Source organism: Paenibacillus diazotrophicus (assembly GCF_042610465.1).
Genome location: NZ_JBGJZN010000007.1, coordinates 255672 through 275190, shown reverse-complemented (window position 1 = coordinate 275190; position 19519 = coordinate 255672). Strand labels below are relative to the sequence as shown.

The window sequence follows — 19519 nt, the reverse complement described above, 5'->3', positions numbered from 1 at the left end:
TTTTTCCGTTCTCCTTTTGAGGACAACGCAAAAAGGGCTCCGCTGTTAAGCGAAACCCTCTACGCGCTATCTTCGTTTATTTTATTGGTACTCGTATTCGTTCGTTATCGTAAACCCGTGGACTATGTTAGCTCCCGTATTTGTCATCGTTATAACCGGTTGAGCCCTTACATCTGCTTCCGACTCGATCGTGACCGCTTGAGGCGACGCTGTTATCGTAAACTCCGTAATGACTTCGGGGCCGGTCGGCCACGGATCATTCATCCGCAGGTTGACGTCGATTAGCCGCGAGCCAGTCGCACCAAGTGTGAGCGTCCCGGCATAAGTCGCTAAGTAATACTTGCCGGGCATGTCCGCAAACTCTAGCGTAATCTCTCCGCGTTTACTATTGAACGTCCGCGCCAGATACGCCAGCGTCCGGTGGTATTCCGCAGCGCTTGCGGTTATTTCGAACGTCAGTCCTATCGTACGCGGTCCGTAGGAAGCGCCGAAATCGACTACGCCGTCCGTATTCGCGAGCTTAACCGTGTTATCGTCAGTCTCCGGAAGGACCGGGAGCCGCCGTTCATGTAACGCCGCCCCGTGCGCTGATAGCCATACGCCATTTACCGCAACATCGTACGTACTCATAGCGTCTTCACCCCCATCGCGGCCAGGCGTGCGGCTGCGCGTGTTCGTTCGTCATACAGTGTCGATATATCCGCCTTCCCGCTCAACTCTACGTCGTTTACGCTCATATCGATCTGCTGCGTAATATACGTAGGTGCCGCCGGAGACGTTGACGCAACGCGCGGAGTTGCCAGCGCTCCCCATAACGTCGCCTGCTGCTGCGAACTAAGCGGTATTCCGCCGGAGAGCGCTGCGATTGGCGCGGCTGGTCCGACTAATGCGCTACCCGCTCCGTTAGTCTTCGGTGTTGCTTTCGGTGCGCTTATATCCGCCATCTTCGCGTTATACTGCGCTACGAACGCGTCGAGTTCCGTGAGGATCGCGCTGTTCGCCGCTCCGCTTGCGCTGACTCTGTACGCTGCGATTCCGTCTTCAACCGTTTTGATATTACCGGAGTAAGCGTCGAATGCGTTTAATAGCGCATCATACTGCGCTTCGGCTGCGGATTTTTCCTTGTCAAACGCGGCGGACTGCGCGTCCTTTTCGTCCTTAAGCGCGTCCTGCTGCGTTTCTAACGACCGATCCGTAAGCTCGCGGTCATGCTCGAGCTGCATCCGCTCGATTTCCTTGAGTACCGCGTTACGCTCCTCGATGCCGGCCGGACCGACTGCGGACTGTAACTCCGCTGCACGCGCCCGTTTTTCCGTTAGCTGCGTCTCGTAATCGGCGTCTGCGTTAAGCTCTTTGTTCGCGTCGCGCAGCTTTTGTATAGCGTCGATACGCGCATCATACTCGTCGAGCGCCGCCTGCTTACGTTCCTCGATCGCGTCGAGATCCGCTTTCTTCGCATCGTTAATCGCATCCTTCTGCGCCTTAACGAGATCGTCCGCGAGTGCTACCGTCTGCTTCGTCAGGTCCTCGCGAAGTTGGTAGAGCTGTTCGTCGGCCTTCGCGTAATACTCGCTGTCCTTCGAATAGCGGTCACGTACGCGAGTCCAGGCGGCAATCTTCATCTGCGTAATATCCGCTTCGGACTTGCCGGCGCGAGACATACGGCGTTCTTCCGCGTCAATCCATTTAGCGGACGCATCATATTGATCGCGGGCTGCGGCTTCGGTTGCGCTCGCTACATCCTTACGCGCTTGGCGGCGCTGTTCGTCCGCTGCCTTATACTGTTCCGAATCCTTAGCGTATCGGTCGCGCAGCCGCGTCCAGCTTGCGAGTTTCATTTCCGCGATGGAGAGCTCCGTTTTACCGCTGTCTTCCATGCGCTTAGATTCCGCTTCAATCCATGTAGCCGAGAAGTCATAGCGAGATTTTACGCTGTCTTCCGATAGGTTTTTAAGCTGCAGCGATAAGGTGCGCGCATCGTCTACGGACTCCTTCAAAAACTGCGCGTGCTTCTTCTTGAGCGCTTCGTACTTCTCGATCTGCTTATCGGCGGTCAGATTGTAAAACTCGGATTGATACTGTACCGTCGCGAGTTCCTGATCGTACAGCTTCTTGCGCATCTCTGCCGCAAGTTCCGCCGGTGACTTGCCTGCTTTCTCCTTCTTCGCCTTCGGACCTTTTTCAGGGTCAGGCGCAATAACGTCCTTGTTGAATGTCTGTGTCCCGCTTTCTACCTCGGCCGCGAGTTTCTCCAGCTCACGTGATGCGTCTGCGTATTTCTGTTGTTTTTTCAGTTCCTCCGCTATCCGCGCATCGACTTCCGATTTAGCTCCGGAGGTTGCCATCTGCGCGATAACTCCGTTCGTAACGATATCCCCGACTTTACCGGAGGAACTGCGCTGATTAGCCTCAACTCGCGCTGCCATGTCATCCGCGAATGTGCTTGCGTTGGCCCCGGATACTACCGCTAATGCATTACTCAGCCGCGTGAGGTTATCTATCTGCGCCTGGACTGCCTTCGCTTGTGCCTCGTTCTCCTTCGCAAAGTTGCGGATTCTTGTAGTTACATTCGCAGCCGCTTGGTCTGTAAACCTCTTATCCGTGTCGATCTGCGAAATAATTGTATCAATGTTATCTGCGCGGATACGGCCGTCTTCTCCCTGCTGCGCATTGAGTTCCGGATACTGTTCTATAAGTTTATCCGTGATATCAACGAGACGACCTTTCTGCGATGCGTCCAGTTCTTGCGCAGCGTTCAGCTTTTTAAATTCCGCAGCATATGCGCTCATCTCCTTAAGCGTTTGCTTTTTCGTAGCGAGCGCCTGCGCCTCCGCTTTCTCCTGGTCGGTAATCGCGATTGTGCCGGCTTTAACGAACGCGTTCATTTCACCGAGCTTTTCCGTCGCTTGCTCAACGCCGGTATAACCGAGCTTTTCGAGCTTTTCGTCGAGTTCGCCAATTGCCTCGTTAATGTCCATAGTCTCCGCGAACATTTCTGGCATCCATGTACCGTTGTCCTGCGCGGCATTCAGCTCGTTTAATCGCTCCTGCAGGCGTGCGCGTTCTTCGAGGACTGGCGTCAGCTCCTCCGTTTTCGACTTTAACTCCTCTACGTCCGCAACGGTGCGGTCGATCGGCGCTTTGTTTAGAACTGCGTTAAGATCCGTTTGAGCCTGCGCGAGTGCTTTAGTTGCAGCCGTAGCTTCCGAGTGTGCTGTCGTCAGATAACCGATGCCTCCCGCCAACGCCCCGACCGCAAGGATAAGCCAGCCAACCGGTCCGGCCGATAGTTCTACCGCCTTAAATCCCGCAGCGATAAGTTTCAGCGCAGGCGGAACCGTGGCGAGTACCGTAACAAGGCCCAGGACGCCGACCGCAGTTGCAGCGACTGCGGATACCATCGCTTTGTTCTCAGTAACGAAATCTGCTAATGCAATGATCGTAGGTGTCAACGTTTCGAGGACCGTTTGGAACAGCGGCGTAAATGCCTGGCCGAATGCAACGGATGCCTCGTTCGTTGCCTGCGTAAATCGCGCCTGCGTACCGGTGAATCCTTGCATGGCCTCATCTGCGTTTCCAACAAACAGGCTGCCCTCAGAAATGAAGCCATTATAGGCAGCTTGGATCTTTTCCGCATCCGTCAATTTGCCGACGGTCGTCCCGATGGATGCCGCGTATTCCTTCTGCATGGTACTGAGATTCTTCGTCACACCTACTGCGTCGGAAAGTACGGAGTTACCGTTCTTGATCCCGTCGAGTGACGCCTGTATCGCGCCGCCCATCGTGTAAAAACTCTGACGTCCGTATGCCGCCGAATCAGCAAGCGAATTAATCAGCTTCGTGGACTCGTCGAGACTGAGTCCGGTCGATAGCGCTGTTTTATACGCCTGTGCCGCTTCGGTCAGCGTTAGAAATCCGCGTGATGCGAGGTCCTGTACGGCTGCGTTCGCGTCTTTCGTTTGTACTCCGAATCCTTTCGCAACCGCCGCAAGCCCCGCGAATGCCGAGTGTAACTTCGTCGCTTCGTTAACCGCGCGCTGCATTTCGTTAACCAGCTTCGATAATCCTGCGCCAGCCGCGAGCCCCGCGATCGCTCCACCCATATCGCGGAATCCGTCAGCGCCGCGCCGCGTATCGCCTTCGAGTTCGCGTATTCTGCGGCGAGCTTCCTCAAGCTGGCGGCGAAACTCCGTCATCTCCAGCGTGATCCGTGCGCGTATTTCTCCGACGCTTGCTGCGCCTCCTGTCGTCATGATAGCGCCCTCCTTATCGCGTCATTTATAAAACGTTGATATAGCCGCTCATTCGTACGCAGCGGCCGCGATAGGAACTTCGGACGCGTGCCGGGCGTTGTTGGATTGCGGTACTCGCCCATTTCGTGAACGCGAAGCGCGTAGTTAAAGCGGACGCCGCTCGGGCTTTCTTCGGTTGCGGAGTAAAATACCTCGCCGTATATTTGACCGTTCTCGTTAACGACTTTCTTGCCGGCCGTCATCCGCAATGTTCCGGTCTTAAGTGGCGCTTCATTCCGCGAGTCCACAAGCAGGCGGTCGGTAGCGTCGTGCAGTCCGGACATTGCTGCGGCAACTACCCGCGACTCTTGCTGCGCCAGAAAACGAAATAACTCCGATGTATCTGCGCTAAAACTCATATCCGATCATCTCGCTTCCCTTCGCAACTGCTCGCGCATTAGTATAAATCCGGCCTCATCGTACTTCGGCGCACTATTCTGTTTAAATCCGGCGGCATTACGTAAGCCGTCCGCATAACTCCGGAAATCATCAACGTTAGTCGATTGCGACATGACGTTAACGTTGAGTGCATCCAATGTTTCGCCGGCCTTGCGCCGTGTCTCCGCTTCGAGAACGTCGAGTAAGTCCATCACGTAGTAACCGTCCTCGAACGCAACCTGCGTCTTGCCGAGGCGTACGGCTGCGTCGATAAAAAAGTGTTCAATCGTTATTCCGCGCTCATCGCTGCGTCCGCCGCTTTGTCCAGCGTTTGCGTCAGCTTTAGAGCGCCTTGCACGTTTTTTAGGAGACCGCCGAAATCGTTCACGCGCGCAACGGCGGTGAAATACGCCATCAATTCGTCAGGCGCTACGTTCTCATCGATCCATTCCGCCTCAAGATCGGTCAACACGCTTACCACGTTGACAACGTCACTTAATGCGTGCTCAACGACCGCGAGCAGGTACGATATCCGGCTTTCTTCTGGCGCAGTCATTACGCTGATTAACATTTGTGGCAACGTGCCGACGACCGTAAACAGTTCGCGCCATTGCTTAATCGTTACCTTGCGCACCTTAACCGCATGGCCGCCGAGTGTGACTACGGACGGATCAATTACGGGAATTTCCTGCGCGGTTGCTTCCGTTTCGGCCGCTTTATCTGAACGCTTAAATAGCTGCATTATTTTCGCTCCCTATAAATAAAATAGAGGCGCAGTTACGCGCCCCTTTTGGTTAAGGTAAGGTACTACGGAGTAATAAGAACGTCCCCCAAAATAAGGACTACCCCGTCAGTATCCGGAGTGGACCGGAGCGTTACGTTAGTGATCCGTTCATTTTCGTTATTAAACGAGTAGGACAGGTCCGTTTCGCTGTACGCCAGTGGTAGCGTAATCCAAAAGCCCGGATCGGTCTTGTGCGCGAGCGGCTTGATTACGGCCTTCTTAGCGGTATCGATCAAGTTAGCGCCGACTCCGGTTTTAATGAGAACCTTAGACCCGCCGGTCCCGGTAACTACCTCAGCGCCCGCCATAATCTTCGGAATCGTATCAATCTCGTACTCGCCAAACGGGACCGTCACGCTCACATTACGGCCAGTAATCCGCTTTCCGACGACTGTCTCACCGGTTTGGTCCGTTTTCTGCTCGCGGTAAGTTGTCTCCGTGTTGAGCACAACGCCGCCGATTGTGGTCTCAAACGTGACCATGCCCGCGCCATCCCCGTACTCAACGATTGCCGGTCCGATTTCGATCTTGCTAAAGTCTTGAGCCATTCGTTATTTCCCCCTTTAATGTGCGTAACAAAAAAAGAGCCGCCCGATTACGGACAGCCCTGCGTTTATAGTGACGTTGTTAACGTAAAATTTACGGAGTATAGTGCGCGGCCACTCTCGTCCGGACCGAGATACCACGGCGCAGATTGATCCGCCAGGCATTTCACCACGCGCGTACTCCCGAGCATAAACTCGGTCTTACCGTGCAGCGCCGCGATTAACGCATTCCCCTTCGCCTCAGCGGTCGCCGGCGCTTTCGAACGTATTACGACTTGGAACGCCGGATAAGCAACGGACGACCACTCGCGAGGAGCGCCGCCGCCTGTTATCCGCACATAGGCGCAATCATCCGGATTGCCCGTTATAAAATCGTTGCCGACTACGGTAATGCCCGGCATTGCCAGACGCACTGCTGCGTTGATATCCGCTAATGTGAGTGCTATCGCCCCTACCATTATACGTCCACCTCCGTTAGCAGCGGCTTCCCGTTGAGCGCCCGTTTTACGCTTATTGCGATTGGCGTGTACGTTGTCTCCGCTGCTAATTCGTTTGTGTACGTAAATGTATCGCTGAGTGAGATATCCGCCAGCTTATCGAATATAAACGTGCCGACGCTCACGACTTCGGCTCCGTATTGATTGCGCACGAGCTTAACGCCCTCCTGGAACCTACATTTCAACGCGTAAGGGACGCCAGGTATCGGCGTGTTATAATCCGGATCAAAGCCGCCCGCCGGCGTAATTTGAACGGTCTGTTTGAGCGGTATCAGCGCCATTACGGAATCAACCTCCCGACTCTACGCGTTGGTATCTTGACACCGTTCGCGTCTCCGATAAGATCCCGGCAGGCTTGCGGTATCAGTACAATTAACTCGCGTGAACCATCACGGAAGGTCATCGAGGTAACTCCGCTGAGTGATGTCGCCTGTATTCCGCGCTGACCTTGCACCATTACGTCGCTGTAGACCGTAGCCAGAGCCGCAGCAAATTCATACACCGCGTCGTCTGGAACCGAGTACTTAGAATAATAGCGAATCAAAGTACGCTCAGCCACGTTTAACAATCGTTGTTTTTTGGCTACGTCTGAGTCCGCCCATCCTTCAATATCGATTACGTTCGCGCTAATATAAGTCTCTGCTGCGGTTACTGATGTTGACATGCGCACACCTCCGTTTATTTACCGGAGGGCTTTGCGGCAGTCTTACGCGGCCTTGACGATTTTATGGCGCTGACTTGCGGCTCCTCCGGTTTACTTTCGTCTTCTTCCGAAATATAGCCGTAATCATTAACGAGAATCTTGCGCAGATCCTCGTCTTCAACCACGGCCATCCCGTTGCTAAACTTGACGCCGATTGTCGTCCCGTCATAGTTAGGGTTAGGCGTTTTTATTACGTACATCTGCGCACCTCCCGTTTAATTAGGCAATGATACCGGATAGGCGAGCTGCAGATTTACCGTCGAACAGCGCCAGGCCCGTGTAAAACTCGATACGCGTACGGTAAGCCGGCTTTTCTTGCAGAAGGCCGAGGTCTTCAACCATCACGCCACCGTTAGTCAGACCGGATACGAACTCGTCTGCACCAAATTTAACGGCGTAGATTGAAGTTGTGTTGGTTGCTGTTCCGGCTGTTTCAGCGTGGCCGATTACCTTATTTCCAGCAGCGTTATCGCCTGCGTCGAACATTGGAACGCCGTTATAAGTAACGACCGGTTTACCGAAAGCATCCTCGCTTTGAGTGAAGTAGCCAAGCTTACGCGCAATTGAGTTGACCTTAATCATTGTCTTAGAATCCATGAACAGCGCGTCTGCTCTACCGCGAGTCTGATAAATCAAAGCGTCCAGAGCTTCGAGGAATAGGGCCGCGTTTGCTGCATCGCTTAGATCCAAACCGTTGGTGGCTGCCGTAATTAACTGACTACCGGTAAGGCGTTTCTTCAAGCCGTCGAATGATTTAGAATCAACAGCAGTGTCACCGTTGAAGAAAGTGTCTTGGAACTTGAAGGCCGCCGCTTTTGTTTTCAATGCCGTTTGAATTGCGCGTTGATCATTGATATTAGAGCGCGTTTGCTGAATAAATCTATCAACGTCAGCGTCCCCGCCCAGGATTACCAGGCTCTCAGTGACCGGGTTAACCGTGCCAGTGGACTCGGTGTAGGCTTCGTTAACGCCGCGAAATGCAACTCCAGGCAGCGTAGCCTCGCGATTGTACGTGTAGGCGTTGCCCTGAATGTCCATAAACGGCATAAGCTGCAGCACTGGTGCATTTTGCACGAAAGTCTCAATTACCCCTTGTTGAAGCGTGTTTTGTGAAAGTTTTGCGGATTCCAATAGTGTCAATGCCATTTTATAAATCCCCCTAGTTTTTTGTAATAAAAAAGAACCCATTTAGGGCCCTCTGCTATCTTATTTACCTGCAGCGTATCCTGCGGAAAGCTTCTCGCGAGTGCTAAGCCCGTCAGTTCCAGGCTTACGGCTCCCCCCGTTTGTATCCCCGCCAATTTGACGGCTTCTACCGCCGGCCGTGTCTGCCAGATATGGCTTAGACTCGATTAGCACTTTAATTACGTCTTCTATTCCGACTACATTGCCAGCATCATCAACTGTAACTGCGGACATGTCCGCGAGCCTGAACGCATCGTCAACTGCATCCGCCCGGATTTTCAGCTCTCCGGAGTGTGCCAGCGCCTTAAACTCCGCCTTTACCAACCGCGCGTTAGCCTCCTCAAACACTTTCGAGCGCACTTCTTCGGCTTCCTGAGCGCGTTTTTCGGCAGCCTCTTTCTCCGCTGCAATTGTAGCCTGCTTACCTTCCACCTCAGCGAGTTTTGCCTTGATATCGTCGTAATCTTCGCGTCCTTTTCGGTCACGCGCGAGACGGTCGGCAACAATGCGGTCTAGATCCGCCTGTGTGAACGTCTTGTCTGTTGGGTCCGGCGTTGGGTCCGGATCGGGATCGCCCTCCGCAAATAGCTGCAGATTCAACGGATATCGTGAGACTTTGCTACGTGTAAATTCGGTTTCCATCGTATTCCTCCGTCCGTTTTGAGCCCGTCGGCTATCGAATGGCTAACCGTAAAGTTTATCGCGTCAATTCACGTCTGGACGCGGAGCCTTATTGCTCCAATAACTTCGGATCACGTATTGGCGATAAAACGTGCCGGCATGACGGGTGAAACAGTTCGCGCCTCGGGATTTCGCCTACAAACGGAAAGTCGCCGGGCGCTTCCGGAATCAGCCTCACTATCCGGCCCTCCCAATTGCGGCAGGCATCCGAGGCACCGTGGCGCGACACTACCGCATAATAAGCCCCTCGTCCAATCGCCTCATTTGTCGTAGCTTCGCGATGTACTTGCGATAACTTTGTTCGCGCCAACATGTCGGTATAAACTTTTGGGTCCCAGCGCCTTCCGGCCGAATCAATTATTCCGGTATTAACGGAGTCGCCCAGCGTCCTCTTCATTCCGCTGAGAATATCGCGGCTAATCGTACGGTTGCCGTTAACCCCTTTCGCCATATTCCTCCGCAAAGAATCTGCGGTTGCCTGGCGGACTGCGCTCCGTACCTTGCGCTCGATATTCTGCGTAACCGCCAATACGTCCGCTTGTGTATCTGCTACGGCTGCCGCGACCATCTCGCGATTGATGCGGTTAAACTTCGCAATGTTCTCCGCCTCGGCCATGGTGTTCACAACGCCCAAATCGACGATCGCGCGGATTACTCCGTCGGTCGCCGCTTTTGGTACGTATTTTTCTACCCACGCCGCAGACTCCGCGTTGAGTCCGCTGAGTATCTTTGAAACTTCCGCGAGTGCGAACTTTGAATTAGCGCGGGATAGGCCGGTTAAGTCAAGACGGGAGAGTTCGCCAGTTATATCGAGTATTGCGGTTTTGAATGCGTGAACGAGTAGACCGACGTCGTAATCGTATTGCGGGTCCGGTATAACCATTACGCAGCACTCTCGCCGGTCTCATTAAATACTGAGGAGTCGACCGTTCCAGCCGTTCGCGATTCATCGTCGTCAATCCGCGCGATTGCTTGTGCGGCCTGTTCATCGTTCACTCCGTCCAACCGCTTAATCGCATCAGATACTGCCAATGTCGCTTTTCCACCCGTACGTATTTGCGCTATTTCTGCCATCTCGCGGGCGTCCGTAGGCAGTCCGTCTTTGAAAATAATGTGTGGCTTCGTCGGAGTATATCCGAGATCCTCACGGGACTGTGCGTGTTCTAATAATTGCGCGATGAAAAGCACCTCGATTAACGCTTTATCGAAATACTGGCGTTTACGCGTCGTCTTCGAAAGCAGTGGTCCCATCCGATATTTGACCGCGAGCCCCGTCGCACCGCTAGTTCCAGCGTTCTCTTTACCGAGAGCCACCGGAGGAAGTTCAGCGACGGTTAGCAGCGCGTCAATGAGCTTGTCTAGCTCTTTAAAAGCGGACTCAAGTTGTCCGTCCCAAGTAACGTACTGCGGTATAACGTCGTCTTTTCCTACGATCTCAAACACTTTAGCGTAAGCCGCTTTTTGCTGAGGCACGCCGTCGGGACCGTCTTCTAATACGCCAGTTGGGACCGCGAGAATTGGATCGGCGTGCTTATCCAGGATGCTAGATATCTGCGTAAGACGGTGATTAATCTCGCGAAGAAGCGCCCTATTCTCAGTAATGTCGTCGACGCCTTGCCAAGACGTATCAAGCGCAAAGTTAGGAACGTGAACTACTAGCGGAAGGGGTACGCCTGTCTCGATTGGATCGCCCGGCGCTTCAAGTTCCTCGGTAATATTCCACGAAATAACTTCGCCATCTTTAGTCGACTGCGCAGACATTGCATATTTAGCCGTAATGATCTCGCTCGGCTTATGCGTCTCTACGAAAAGTTCCCATTTTACAGAGTTCCCTTCGGTAACTTTTACCGGAACCGCGATATGATAAGCTGCGATTTTCTTATCGTTACCTGGGATAGTTTCCGGAAACACATACGCTGCGTTTTGCGCTTCGATTACGGCGCGGTAAGGATCGAGTGTCTCGGGTAAGGCCCCGCGATATTCCTGCGCCCACTTCACTTTATAGAACGAGTCGCCCCGATAGGCGTTACCGTAGGCCATTTCGTAATTGACAGTACCTAGCGCGTTGTCCTTAACAATACGCTCAAGGGCTTTTTGCTCTTTAGAACTGTCCTCACCAGCGCTATATATCGGAGACTCACCGAATAGTAGGTCTGCTGACTTTTTGCAGATTAACCCGGCATAGTTCGTATAAATAAACCGATGTTCTTCTGTTTCGAGTAACTGAGCAATTCGCCTAATCATGTCTTTGCTGCAGCTTATTAGTTCTGCATTCTCTCTGTACCGGGATATTCGGTCTTCGTGTTCTTTTGGTGGATAAATATGCCCTACCTCGAACAAGTCCTAACCTCCTTTTAAAGTCCTTTTGGTTTTCTCTGCCACGTCCGTCCGCGCCGCCCCGTTCCACCTGCGACCTCTACAGCGCCAGCCAGTGCATCCGGCAAATCGTCATGTGTCCCGGAAGGAAATTGCTCCATTTGCTCAAACAAGAGGCGGTGCGAACGGTTAAAACGTAAAAAACCACTCTCAATGAGTGGTTCCAATGACTCTATGCGAACTTCCTTTTTAGTGCGGGATATGACGGGCTTTAGTCGAGTGGTCCCGATGCGTTCTTTTGATAGCCGTTCCTGTAATTGACGATACATATCGTGCTGCGCGCCGACTGTTTCAATCGCAAAGACCTTATGCCCGTATTCTACGATTGCCGTAACAGACTGATCTAACGCAATATGTGCCGGACATTTGCGCGCCCAGGCGTCCAGTACATACATCACGCCGGTTAATCTGTCTTTTCCTATCGTAACGATAGCGTTATAGTCCGACCGGCTGTTCTTTCCTTGTGCGATATCCCAAAACGCGTATAATTCAAGCGCTCTAGGACGCCCCGATTCGTCAAATAAGTCGGATTCATCGTAATAGTGAAATACTTCCGGATTGAAAATCGCAGACTCTTCGTCAATCGGCGTGTTTTGATACTCGGTGTTGAATGCCTTCGATCCGTTTGCCCATTTCCACGTCATCAGTGTCCATAACGGCTGAACCGTAGGCCAGAGCACGACGGCTCCGCGATCCATTTCTTCGCGATTCGCTTCGTAATAAGCTCGTGCCTTTGCTACCGAATCCTCGTCGTCTGTATTTAGATAAATTGTGCGGCAATTGTCCCATAGATCGGCCCGCTCAGGCTCCTCGATTAGTGCTTTATATAGCTTCGCGTTGAAGTCAGGGCGCTTCATTACAGTTCGGAGCAAGGATTCAACATGTACGACAGTTCCCATATAGATAATCGCGGTCTTTTTACCTTCCGGATCTCCTAGCGGTACAACTGTCTGAGAGAACCAGTCCCGCAGTTTCAACCTCTGTTCAGGCGTTGCGGCGTTCGTCCTTACGTCCTCCAAATCATCGCAGATAATGAGATCTGGCCGTACGCCTTCCCAATTTCGGCCACGCAACGTTTGGTTACTACTTGCGGCCTCCATCTTCGTAAGTAAATGAGGTACTCCGTTAGGCTGCGGTTCCCATGCGATAAACTCCGTGGAGTTGTCTTTTGGATTTGCTTGCTGTTTCGGCGAAAGCAACGGCCCAAAATCGCGCCGGAGCTTTTCGTTACTTTTGAGCTGCCCCGCGATCCATTCAAGGTTACCGGTTGATACAGTAGGTGTCTCCGAAATATTAATGATGTACTTACGATGACGGTACGCTATCTCACGCAAGGGCTTAGCCTTTGATAAATACGATGATTTAGCGTGAGATCGCGGCGCCGCCCGCACTACCTTAGCGTTAATGGTCCGCATCGAAACGTTGTCCATTTCCTCGCAGATTTCACGGTGAAATGCGGGTGCTTCATCAAGGCTCACGATATCGAATCCGTCCCAATTACCCGCGTTACCCGGATTGCGCGTCTCCGAGAAGTATTCGAAAGCAAAATACAGCAGGTCTCCCTCCGCCCGATGAATCCGCGCTAATCGATCGATCTCATCTAAATATTGCGCAAGCTCCGATTCTTCTTCGTACGTCAACGTATCAAGGCTCGCGGTCATCGCCCCGATAAGTGCGTCGAGTCCCGAGATCATCTCGGCGCGTTCATCTCGTTTAATCCAGCGGTCATTTATCCAAGCGATATCCGCGCCACCTCCTTCGATATAATTGGCGCAAAAACGCAGCGCCATGTCAGCCCGTAGAATTGTCGTGGAATTAGCGTTTGTACAGTGTAACCTTCCGTTTATACCCTCCAAGGCTTACGCGGGCTAATTTAACGGTGATTCTACGGTAAAAACAAGCGTATGCCAGCGAGACTACGATACCGGCGGAAATAACGTAAAGTTCAAAGTTAATTTTGATTCGCGGACCGACACGCCACGAAACGTAGGCCCTTCGAGGGGTGCCGGGGGTGGGCCGCCCTCATAATTTTCCGAATGTATGATTTTGTATCTTTTCGTACATTCAAAACGTTGATTTTACTAGGGTTGCGTGTTATGATTGGCTCATGATAACGTAATCGTACATTCAACGTACTATTTCGTATGTAAAGGACGTGCCAAAGTGAACGAAAAGAAAGCTATATACGATGTCCAGCCGTTACGAAGCCGTGAGGAAATCGAAGACATGAAGCAATCACTCCGTCGCTGGTGTGGCGAACGCAATCTATTTATGTTTACCCTCGGAATAAATACGGGCCTTCGCGTATCGGATATAGTCACGCTCAAGGTCGCGGACGTCAAAGACAAGACGCACGTACGAATCGTTGAGCAAAAGAGCAGTAAGGTCCGCAACGTTAATCTCAAGGCGATACAGCCGGAAATCACTGCGTATATACGCGGCATGAGCCCGGAAGACTGGTTGTTCCCTTCCCGTAAAGGCAACGGCCATATCACGCCAACGCAGGCGTATAGAGCGCTCGTAAAGGCAGGCGAGATGATCGATCGAACGGATATCGGTACGCACACAATGCGCAAGACATTCGGTTATCATCACTACAAGCGCAATAAGGACGTAGCCGCGCTGCAGGAGATATTCAACCACTCCGCGCCATCAATAACGAAGCGTTACATAGGCATACGCCAGGACGAGATCGACGAGTCCCTCGAAGGGTTTAAGCTGTAACGATCGGAGGTTACGTAGATAATGCGTACCCTTTTCGCCATTCCGAAAATTCTCGGAGGGTACGCGCCAGAGCATCGCAGCCGATGTTTATGCCTAGCGTAAACCGCAGTCAAGCCGCACCCATTCGCGTTCCTTCATCTAATGCGCGCAAACACTACGTATCCCTTACGCTTTACACATCGGCACTCCCTACGTCTCTGCGCGCTCTATACTCCGCAATCTTACGGTCGAGTTCTTCGCGGTCCAGTCCGGTTACATCCGTCTTCGTAACGTCCACTCTCTCCGTTAACATCTCGTTCATCGTTAGCAATAGCTTAGCGGCTGCAGCGTTACCGTCCCGTATTGCTGCGTCAGCCATTGCGTCCACTACTTCCGGCATCCGATCGAGAGTGTTCCGCGTAATCTGCTTCTTAAGCTCGCGTTCAAATAGCGGATCTTTTAACCAATCGTACACGGACTGGCGCGATACACTTGCGGCCTCTCCAATCTGTTCCATCGTTAATCCTCCGCGCCTTGGTAGCGCAAGATAGTTCAGTGCGATAAGATGGTGCGCTTCTAACCGTTTCAATGCCACCGTAATTCCTCCCGTATTATTAGCGCCTGACTGACGCTTATTAGAGTTTGTATTACCCTGCGTATAGAACGCCCATATCAACGTATATTTAACGGTAGAAAGCGCAAATAAATAGCGCTACTCATACGCTCGGGCAAAGCGTAAGAACAGCGCTTAAATATGCGTTGCGTATATCGATACTTAACGTGATACTAGCGCTTAATAGATTCGGTATATAGCGCTATACCTGCGAAGTAAACTGCGTTTATTTAGATCTGCGCTATTCCTTGTCTTTGCCTACATGAGATTCTACTTTGATTAATCATCATGAATAGGTAAGAGTTCAGTCCTTTGCAAAATCTATCTCAGTCACTACCGTTCCTTCGAAACTATCTTTATGCGCGAATAATCTATTAATCCTATTGTCCCGCGAGGATTCATGAGCGTAGCGAATTAATCCGATGCGGTAATGTTTTGTTTCTCTTTTACATCTTTCTCTCTTACTACTTTCTATCTTTACCGTGTGCATAGGACGTACTAACCGTAATGCGCCCTGCGCCTACTATCGGTCGTACGCCCTGCGCACACTAAGGCAATTTATGCCCTCTAAGCGGCGTCTTCTTTCGCGCGGCGTCTCGGTTTATATACAGACAAGTCTGGCTTGATGACTACGCCATCCTCGTCAACAATGTACCCGTCGTCTGTAATACGCGGGCAGTATGACGGAAAGTACCACTTAAAGCGCCGTGTTCCTTCGTAGTGACTCGTAGTCCGTATAATCCCGTTAGTATCGAGGATATCCGCCAATAGCTTCACGCGGGGCCTGTCGATACGCAGCGCAGCCATAATCGCTTCATACGAAAGGAAACACGCGCCGAAACGGTCATTATGTGTACCGTCTGCGCGCGTATGGTTCCCGTCAATGTACGATTGTAATAGAAAGTATAGCGCAACAATATCGCGTATCTCCGGCTTACGCTTGGAACCCGCAAAAACCTCGTCGTATGCTTCGGTTATGATGCGTGGGAACACTTTACGAATAAGCTCGCGATTGTACGTTTCATAACCGGCCGCCCCGTCTAGTAGCGTACGCTTATCATTGGGCAGCGGCTTAGCGGAATCACTCATACGCCGGCCTCCTTCTTAGCGGCTGCTAGGTTCGCTAAAAACATAGATGCCGTAAATTTACTCGGCTCTCTCTTGCTAACCGGATGTTCAATTGGGTTAACAAATATCCGTGTAAACTGACCCAGGTATACATAAGCGATCAAGCCCGACTTACACAGTTCGTTAAGAAGCGTTCTTATATGTCCGACGCTTCGTCCCACCTGCTTTGCAACGTCCTTCTTAGTCATAAATTCTATGTCATCTTGCCCCATCTCCGCATTCGGATTAGAGCAAAGAGCGTAACTTACAGGGTGTGTGTAGGCATCTAGTTTCGATAACAGGGATAGCGCGGCCTTTGAAGGGTCTTTAGTCTCAAATGACATTAGTTTATCACTCCTATTCGTTTGTTTTTGTTCCAACTGCGGCTCTGCTTTCATTGAAAACAGTAATAGCGCGTTGTAAATGCTCGGTATTATTGAAGAAAAACACGTTCCGTTCGGGAAATTTGCGGTTGCTTCCGATCCCTTTCAGGACGAAGCCGAGCGTCATAAGATGCCCGGCTACGCGCTGAGAAGTGACAACGTAGTGCTCACTCATAGTCCGCACCACCAGCGATAAGCATTGATCCTTTGCGTCGTCCGTTGATTGCACAAGGATTGTTACCGATCGGAATATCCTGACGATCTTCAATTGGGCGCTCACGATCACGCTGTAGGCGCATCTCCAATTCAGACTTGATTGACGAATCCTGCAGGTCGTAGCCGGCCGATACCCATGCGTTTAATCGTTGCCGCTGATCCTGCGGAATCTCATCACCCGTTATATGTGCGTAATAGCCGGCCAAGTCGTTAAGTGCCGTACGTCTCTCTGCCATCTGCAACGCAACCGTCGTCAGGCGATCTACGACATGAACTAGGAGTAGCCGATTATCTACGCCGCTCTTAAAGAGGTCTCGCCAGAAATAACCACCGTTCCAAACATCGCCAAGATTTCCGGATAGATTCTCGTTTGAGCTGTTACCTGGGACATTATAAGCTACTGCATGCATTTGTCATTTCCCCTTTTGTTTTAGTAGGCCAACCAGGCCCCTCAGCTTTACAATTACCTTAATATGCAATAGTCGGAATAAAATTAGCGACACGTCCTCGTATATTTGCAAAACATTTTCCTAGATTACTTTCCTCTACGCCTAATCTCCCGGCCATATACCGCATTTTTAGTCGGTACGCTCCGTCCTCACTCATTTTGTACTGGCTGAGGTTCCCGGTTTCAATATCCGCAGCGGCCACGCTATACGCACGTTCCACATAATCGCGCTGCTTGGCGGTCAGTTTCAGGAGTAGGTCAGGCAAAACCTCCGGAGCAACAGCACGGCCCAATACTATGCGCCAGGCGTCCGGCTTGTCCGGAGTGACATATACGTTATGGTAGCGACCGTGCTCATCACGTCGTCCTAAGCGGACCGTACCGTTCAGTATAGTAAGCAGTCGGATATACTCCGTTTGAAACGCGCGGTTTACATACCGAACGACTTCCCGCTCACTGTGCGACGTATCCGCGCGGGTCAGTGCGTGTTCTAGCGCAGGGATAACGACGTAGTACTCGTGGTTTTTATATGCTAGGTGCCGTTCAATAGCGTAGGCCAGTGCTTCGTATTCATTTGCACCCAAGAACCTGCGGACTTCGGCGGCATACGTACGCAGCTCAGAGAGATTGGTACCCGCAAAAATATCGATACCCAGCGCTGCATATATAGATTCTCGGTAATCGGGTAGGGCCGCTGGCTCGTACTCAAGCGCTGACCGCTCGGGAGCTGTGATATTATTTGCGCGAATCGCCACGTAGACCGAGGCATCATCCCCCGGATAAACAGCTCGACTCTCCGCTCGATCGCGCATGTACGCGAGTATTTGCTGGATAATAGCACGGTCCCCGTCCGTTTGGTATGCGGCTACTGCTTGGCGAAAGTCCATCCGTAATCCACCTCCGTTTGTTTGTAAAAGAGACGCCTTCAACTAAGAGAGCGCCTCTTTTGGTATGTCTACGCATTCAGGTTTAAATTTAGCGTTATCGAGGAAGGTCGGCGTGGTTCAAATGCGATTACGTTACCCGTATGAGAGGCTTCCGGTTCATACTTGCCCGCAAGCAGTCGCTCAATGTACGCAACGCCCTCGGTCGTCACACGAGAATATGGCCGCGCAGTCCCACCAGGCGACACATACGGGATGACTTCGAAATAGCGAGGCGTAAACCGCTGATAGGGGAGTCCGTCTTGGCGGATCAACTTGCGGGATCTCAGTGTGTCACGTAGCACTTTCGGTTTCATGCCGAGCAATTTCGCGACTTGATCGATCGTCATCGTCCCGTCTGCGTCGATGAACGTATCGAACGCTTCAACCTTTGGCGCCTGGGCAGCGACCTGGGCCTCAGCCTCCAGCCGACCGCGCCGTTCTTCCGCAAGCCGCGTAACCGTCTTGAGTAATAAGTCCGGATCATCGAGTAACGAGTCGGTCGCGTACATTCCGGTCCTGCGAATTGACGGGGTAACTTCGTGCGTGATCCAACGTTTAAATGCACGAGCTTCCGGTTTGCGGCTACGCAGAATTGCGGAGTATAGGCCCGCCTCACTAATTGCTGTTATGTTCGTGGTTAAGTTACTACCGCCCTGCTTAATTGACAGGTTGGTTTTTTCGTCATCGTCCAAGTACCTCGTCATAGCGGAGGTCTCCGAAAACTCAAGCACCTCCGCTATATCCTTCGCAACGAACCACGGCTCACCCTCGACCATTACCGTTCTCACTTCCGCAGATTCATACGTAAACACCTTCGTTAACTGTTCCATACGTACCCTCCCTAGTGATAATGGATTTATATAAACGACTAAGCGGCGTAAGGCAGCCGTGTCGGTATTGGCTGATCGACCATTACCTGGATATCGCCGTCATCCCCTCGGACACTAACGTCTGCCCCTTCTCGAACCCTACGAATCAGCGCCATACCCTCCGCAGTTACACCGGTGTAGCGCATAATGAACGGCGGCTCCGGAGTCTCCGTCACTTCGAACTCGTGGATAACGAAGTATTTCGGAATATAGCGCTGCAATGGCAGTCCGAACTTGCGCAGCACCTTGCGTCTGTAAAGGAACTCGCGCATAGTACGCTCATCCCAGCCGAGTGCCAGCGCTGTTTGTCCGAGTGTGAACGTCGCCGATCCGAAACGTCCGACAACGCAGCGATTATCGTTCATAGTAGCGTCCTCCCTTATCGTTAGGATTTTTATAGTTAAGCGGATAACCGCCGTCTATCTACTTCAACAATGCTCGAAGTCATTTTGCGCACTGCTGCGGTAACTTTTTCGTCGGCGCCGCACCTTACACTATCTTGTTGCCGCGTCCGACTGTTTCGCACACTGCTTTATACACGATTAGCGTAGCCTTTCGCACAGTCTCCGTATAAATAAAGCCAACGTCCAATGACGATCTGCACACTTTTAGCGAAAATAAATATCCGCCTACTCCTATACTTACAAGCTGCGCAGCCTACCGCACCATTACAGTATTATCTACCGCCCATCAGCCGGACGACACACTCTCCTATACATATATTGAACCCGGCCGATAACACTGTGCGCACTATGTGTGGAAATTAATCTTACGTTTGATATGACGTATGCCGATCGCGGAACATACACCCGC

23 protein-coding genes are annotated in these 19519 nt (G+C 51.9%); 1 reads left to right on the top strand and 22 read right to left on the bottom strand.

The window, feature by feature from the left end; all coding sequences use genetic code 11:
• Positions 1-81 precede the first annotated feature (81 nt).
• The 15 genes from ACAN54_RS23980 to terL form a co-directional block, all read right to left on the bottom strand.
• Positions 82-630 (bottom strand): phage tail domain-containing protein, encoded by a 549-nt coding sequence (locus tag ACAN54_RS23980; protein WP_379161380.1) that lies wholly within the window; start codon positions 628-630, stop codon positions 82-84.
• Entirely contained in the window at positions 627-4253 is a 3627-nt protein-coding gene (locus tag ACAN54_RS23975) for a hypothetical protein (RefSeq protein ID WP_379161378.1), read from the bottom strand. Before ACAN54_RS23975 ends, ACAN54_RS23980 begins: the two co-directional genes overlap by 4 nt.
• Complete coding sequence (locus tag ACAN54_RS23970; protein WP_379161376.1) at positions 4250-4651, bottom strand: hypothetical protein; 402 nt, start codon at positions 4649-4651, stop codon at positions 4250-4252. The genes ACAN54_RS23975 and ACAN54_RS23970 overlap by 4 nt, the downstream gene beginning before the upstream one ends.
• A 6-nt stretch (positions 4652-4657) precedes the next feature.
• The gene (locus ACAN54_RS23965; RefSeq protein ID WP_379161374.1) at positions 4658-4882 is read right to left on the bottom strand and encodes a hypothetical protein; all 225 of its coding nucleotides are present in this window, start codon (positions 4880-4882) and stop codon (positions 4658-4660) included.
• Positions 4883-4959: 77 nt separating this feature from the next.
• Complete coding sequence (locus ACAN54_RS23960; protein WP_379161372.1) at positions 4960-5412, bottom strand: hypothetical protein; 453 nt, start codon at positions 5410-5412, stop codon at positions 4960-4962.
• Between the two features lie 65 nt (positions 5413-5477).
• A complete protein-coding gene (locus tag ACAN54_RS23955; protein ID WP_379161370.1) occupies positions 5478-6002 on the bottom strand; it encodes a hypothetical protein in 525 nt (174 codons plus the stop codon).
• Between the two features lie 65 nt (positions 6003-6067).
• A complete protein-coding gene (locus ACAN54_RS23950; RefSeq protein WP_379161368.1) occupies positions 6068-6457 on the bottom strand; it encodes a minor capsid protein in 390 nt (129 codons plus the stop codon).
• The gene (locus tag ACAN54_RS23945; RefSeq protein ID WP_379161366.1) at positions 6457-6648 is read right to left on the bottom strand and encodes a hypothetical protein; all 192 of its coding nucleotides are present in this window, start codon (positions 6646-6648) and stop codon (positions 6457-6459) included. The genes ACAN54_RS23950 and ACAN54_RS23945 overlap by 1 nt, the downstream gene beginning before the upstream one ends.
• Before the next feature lie 128 nt (positions 6649-6776).
• Entirely contained in the window at positions 6777-7160 is a 384-nt protein-coding gene (locus tag ACAN54_RS23940; RefSeq protein WP_379161364.1) for a hypothetical protein, read from the bottom strand.
• 14 nt (positions 7161-7174) lie between these two features.
• Positions 7175-7399, bottom strand: a complete 225-nt coding sequence (locus ACAN54_RS23935) for a hypothetical protein (RefSeq protein WP_379161362.1) — start codon at positions 7397-7399, stop codon at positions 7175-7177.
• A gap of 19 nt (positions 7400-7418) precedes the next feature.
• A complete protein-coding gene (locus ACAN54_RS23930; protein ID WP_379161360.1) occupies positions 7419-8345 on the bottom strand; it encodes a major capsid protein in 927 nt (308 codons plus the stop codon).
• Positions 8346-8405: 60 nt separating this feature from the next.
• A complete protein-coding gene (locus ACAN54_RS23925; RefSeq protein ID WP_379161358.1) occupies positions 8406-9026 on the bottom strand; it encodes a phage scaffolding protein in 621 nt (206 codons plus the stop codon).
• A gap of 88 nt (positions 9027-9114) precedes the next feature.
• Entirely contained in the window at positions 9115-9948 is an 834-nt protein-coding gene (locus ACAN54_RS23920) for a phage minor capsid protein (RefSeq protein WP_379161356.1), read from the bottom strand.
• Entirely contained in the window at positions 9948-11405 is a 1458-nt protein-coding gene (locus ACAN54_RS23915) for a phage portal protein (RefSeq protein ID WP_379161354.1), read from the bottom strand. Before ACAN54_RS23915 ends, ACAN54_RS23920 begins: the two co-directional genes overlap by 1 nt.
• A 14-nt stretch (positions 11406-11419) precedes the next feature.
• Positions 11420-13231: a phage terminase large subunit gene (gene terL / locus ACAN54_RS23910; RefSeq protein WP_379161352.1), complete on the bottom strand. Its 1812-nt coding sequence runs from the start codon at positions 13229-13231 to the stop codon at positions 11420-11422.
• A 436-nt stretch (positions 13232-13667) separates the two neighbouring features.
• Between terL and ACAN54_RS23905 the strand changes: the two genes are divergently transcribed.
• Entirely contained in the window at positions 13668-14165 is a 498-nt protein-coding gene (locus ACAN54_RS23905) for a tyrosine-type recombinase/integrase (RefSeq protein ID WP_379161620.1), read from the top strand.
• A gap of 172 nt (positions 14166-14337) precedes the next feature.
• Here the strand turns inward: ACAN54_RS23905 and ACAN54_RS23900 are convergent, their stop codons facing one another.
• From ACAN54_RS23900 to ACAN54_RS23870, 7 genes are all read right to left on the bottom strand, one after another.
• Positions 14338-14739: a hypothetical protein gene (locus tag ACAN54_RS23900; protein ID WP_379161350.1), complete on the bottom strand. Its 402-nt coding sequence runs from the start codon at positions 14737-14739 to the stop codon at positions 14338-14340.
• A gap of 585 nt (positions 14740-15324) precedes the next feature.
• Positions 15325-15846 carry a hypothetical protein gene (locus ACAN54_RS23895; protein WP_379161348.1) on the bottom strand — a complete coding sequence of 174 codons (522 nt, stop codon included), beginning with the start codon at positions 15844-15846 and terminating at the stop codon, positions 15325-15327.
• A gap of 375 nt (positions 15847-16221) precedes the next feature.
• Positions 16222-16422 carry a DUF5659 domain-containing protein gene (locus ACAN54_RS23890; protein WP_379161346.1) on the bottom strand — a complete coding sequence of 67 codons (201 nt, stop codon included), beginning with the start codon at positions 16420-16422 and terminating at the stop codon, positions 16222-16224.
• Positions 16415-16873 (bottom strand): hypothetical protein, encoded by a 459-nt coding sequence (locus ACAN54_RS23885; protein ID WP_379161345.1) that lies wholly within the window; start codon positions 16871-16873, stop codon positions 16415-16417. The genes ACAN54_RS23890 and ACAN54_RS23885 overlap by 8 nt, the downstream gene beginning before the upstream one ends.
• 58 nt (positions 16874-16931) lie before the next feature.
• Positions 16932-17798 carry a hypothetical protein gene (locus tag ACAN54_RS23880; protein WP_379161343.1) on the bottom strand — a complete coding sequence of 289 codons (867 nt, stop codon included), beginning with the start codon at positions 17796-17798 and terminating at the stop codon, positions 16932-16934.
• A 68-nt stretch (positions 17799-17866) separates the two neighbouring features.
• Complete coding sequence (locus ACAN54_RS23875) at positions 17867-18667, bottom strand: phage antirepressor (protein ID WP_379161341.1); 801 nt, start codon at positions 18665-18667, stop codon at positions 17867-17869.
• A 38-nt stretch (positions 18668-18705) separates the two neighbouring features.
• Positions 18706-19071 (bottom strand): hypothetical protein, encoded by a 366-nt coding sequence (locus tag ACAN54_RS23870; protein WP_379161339.1) that lies wholly within the window; start codon positions 19069-19071, stop codon positions 18706-18708.
• Positions 19072-19519: the final 448 nt, after the last annotated feature.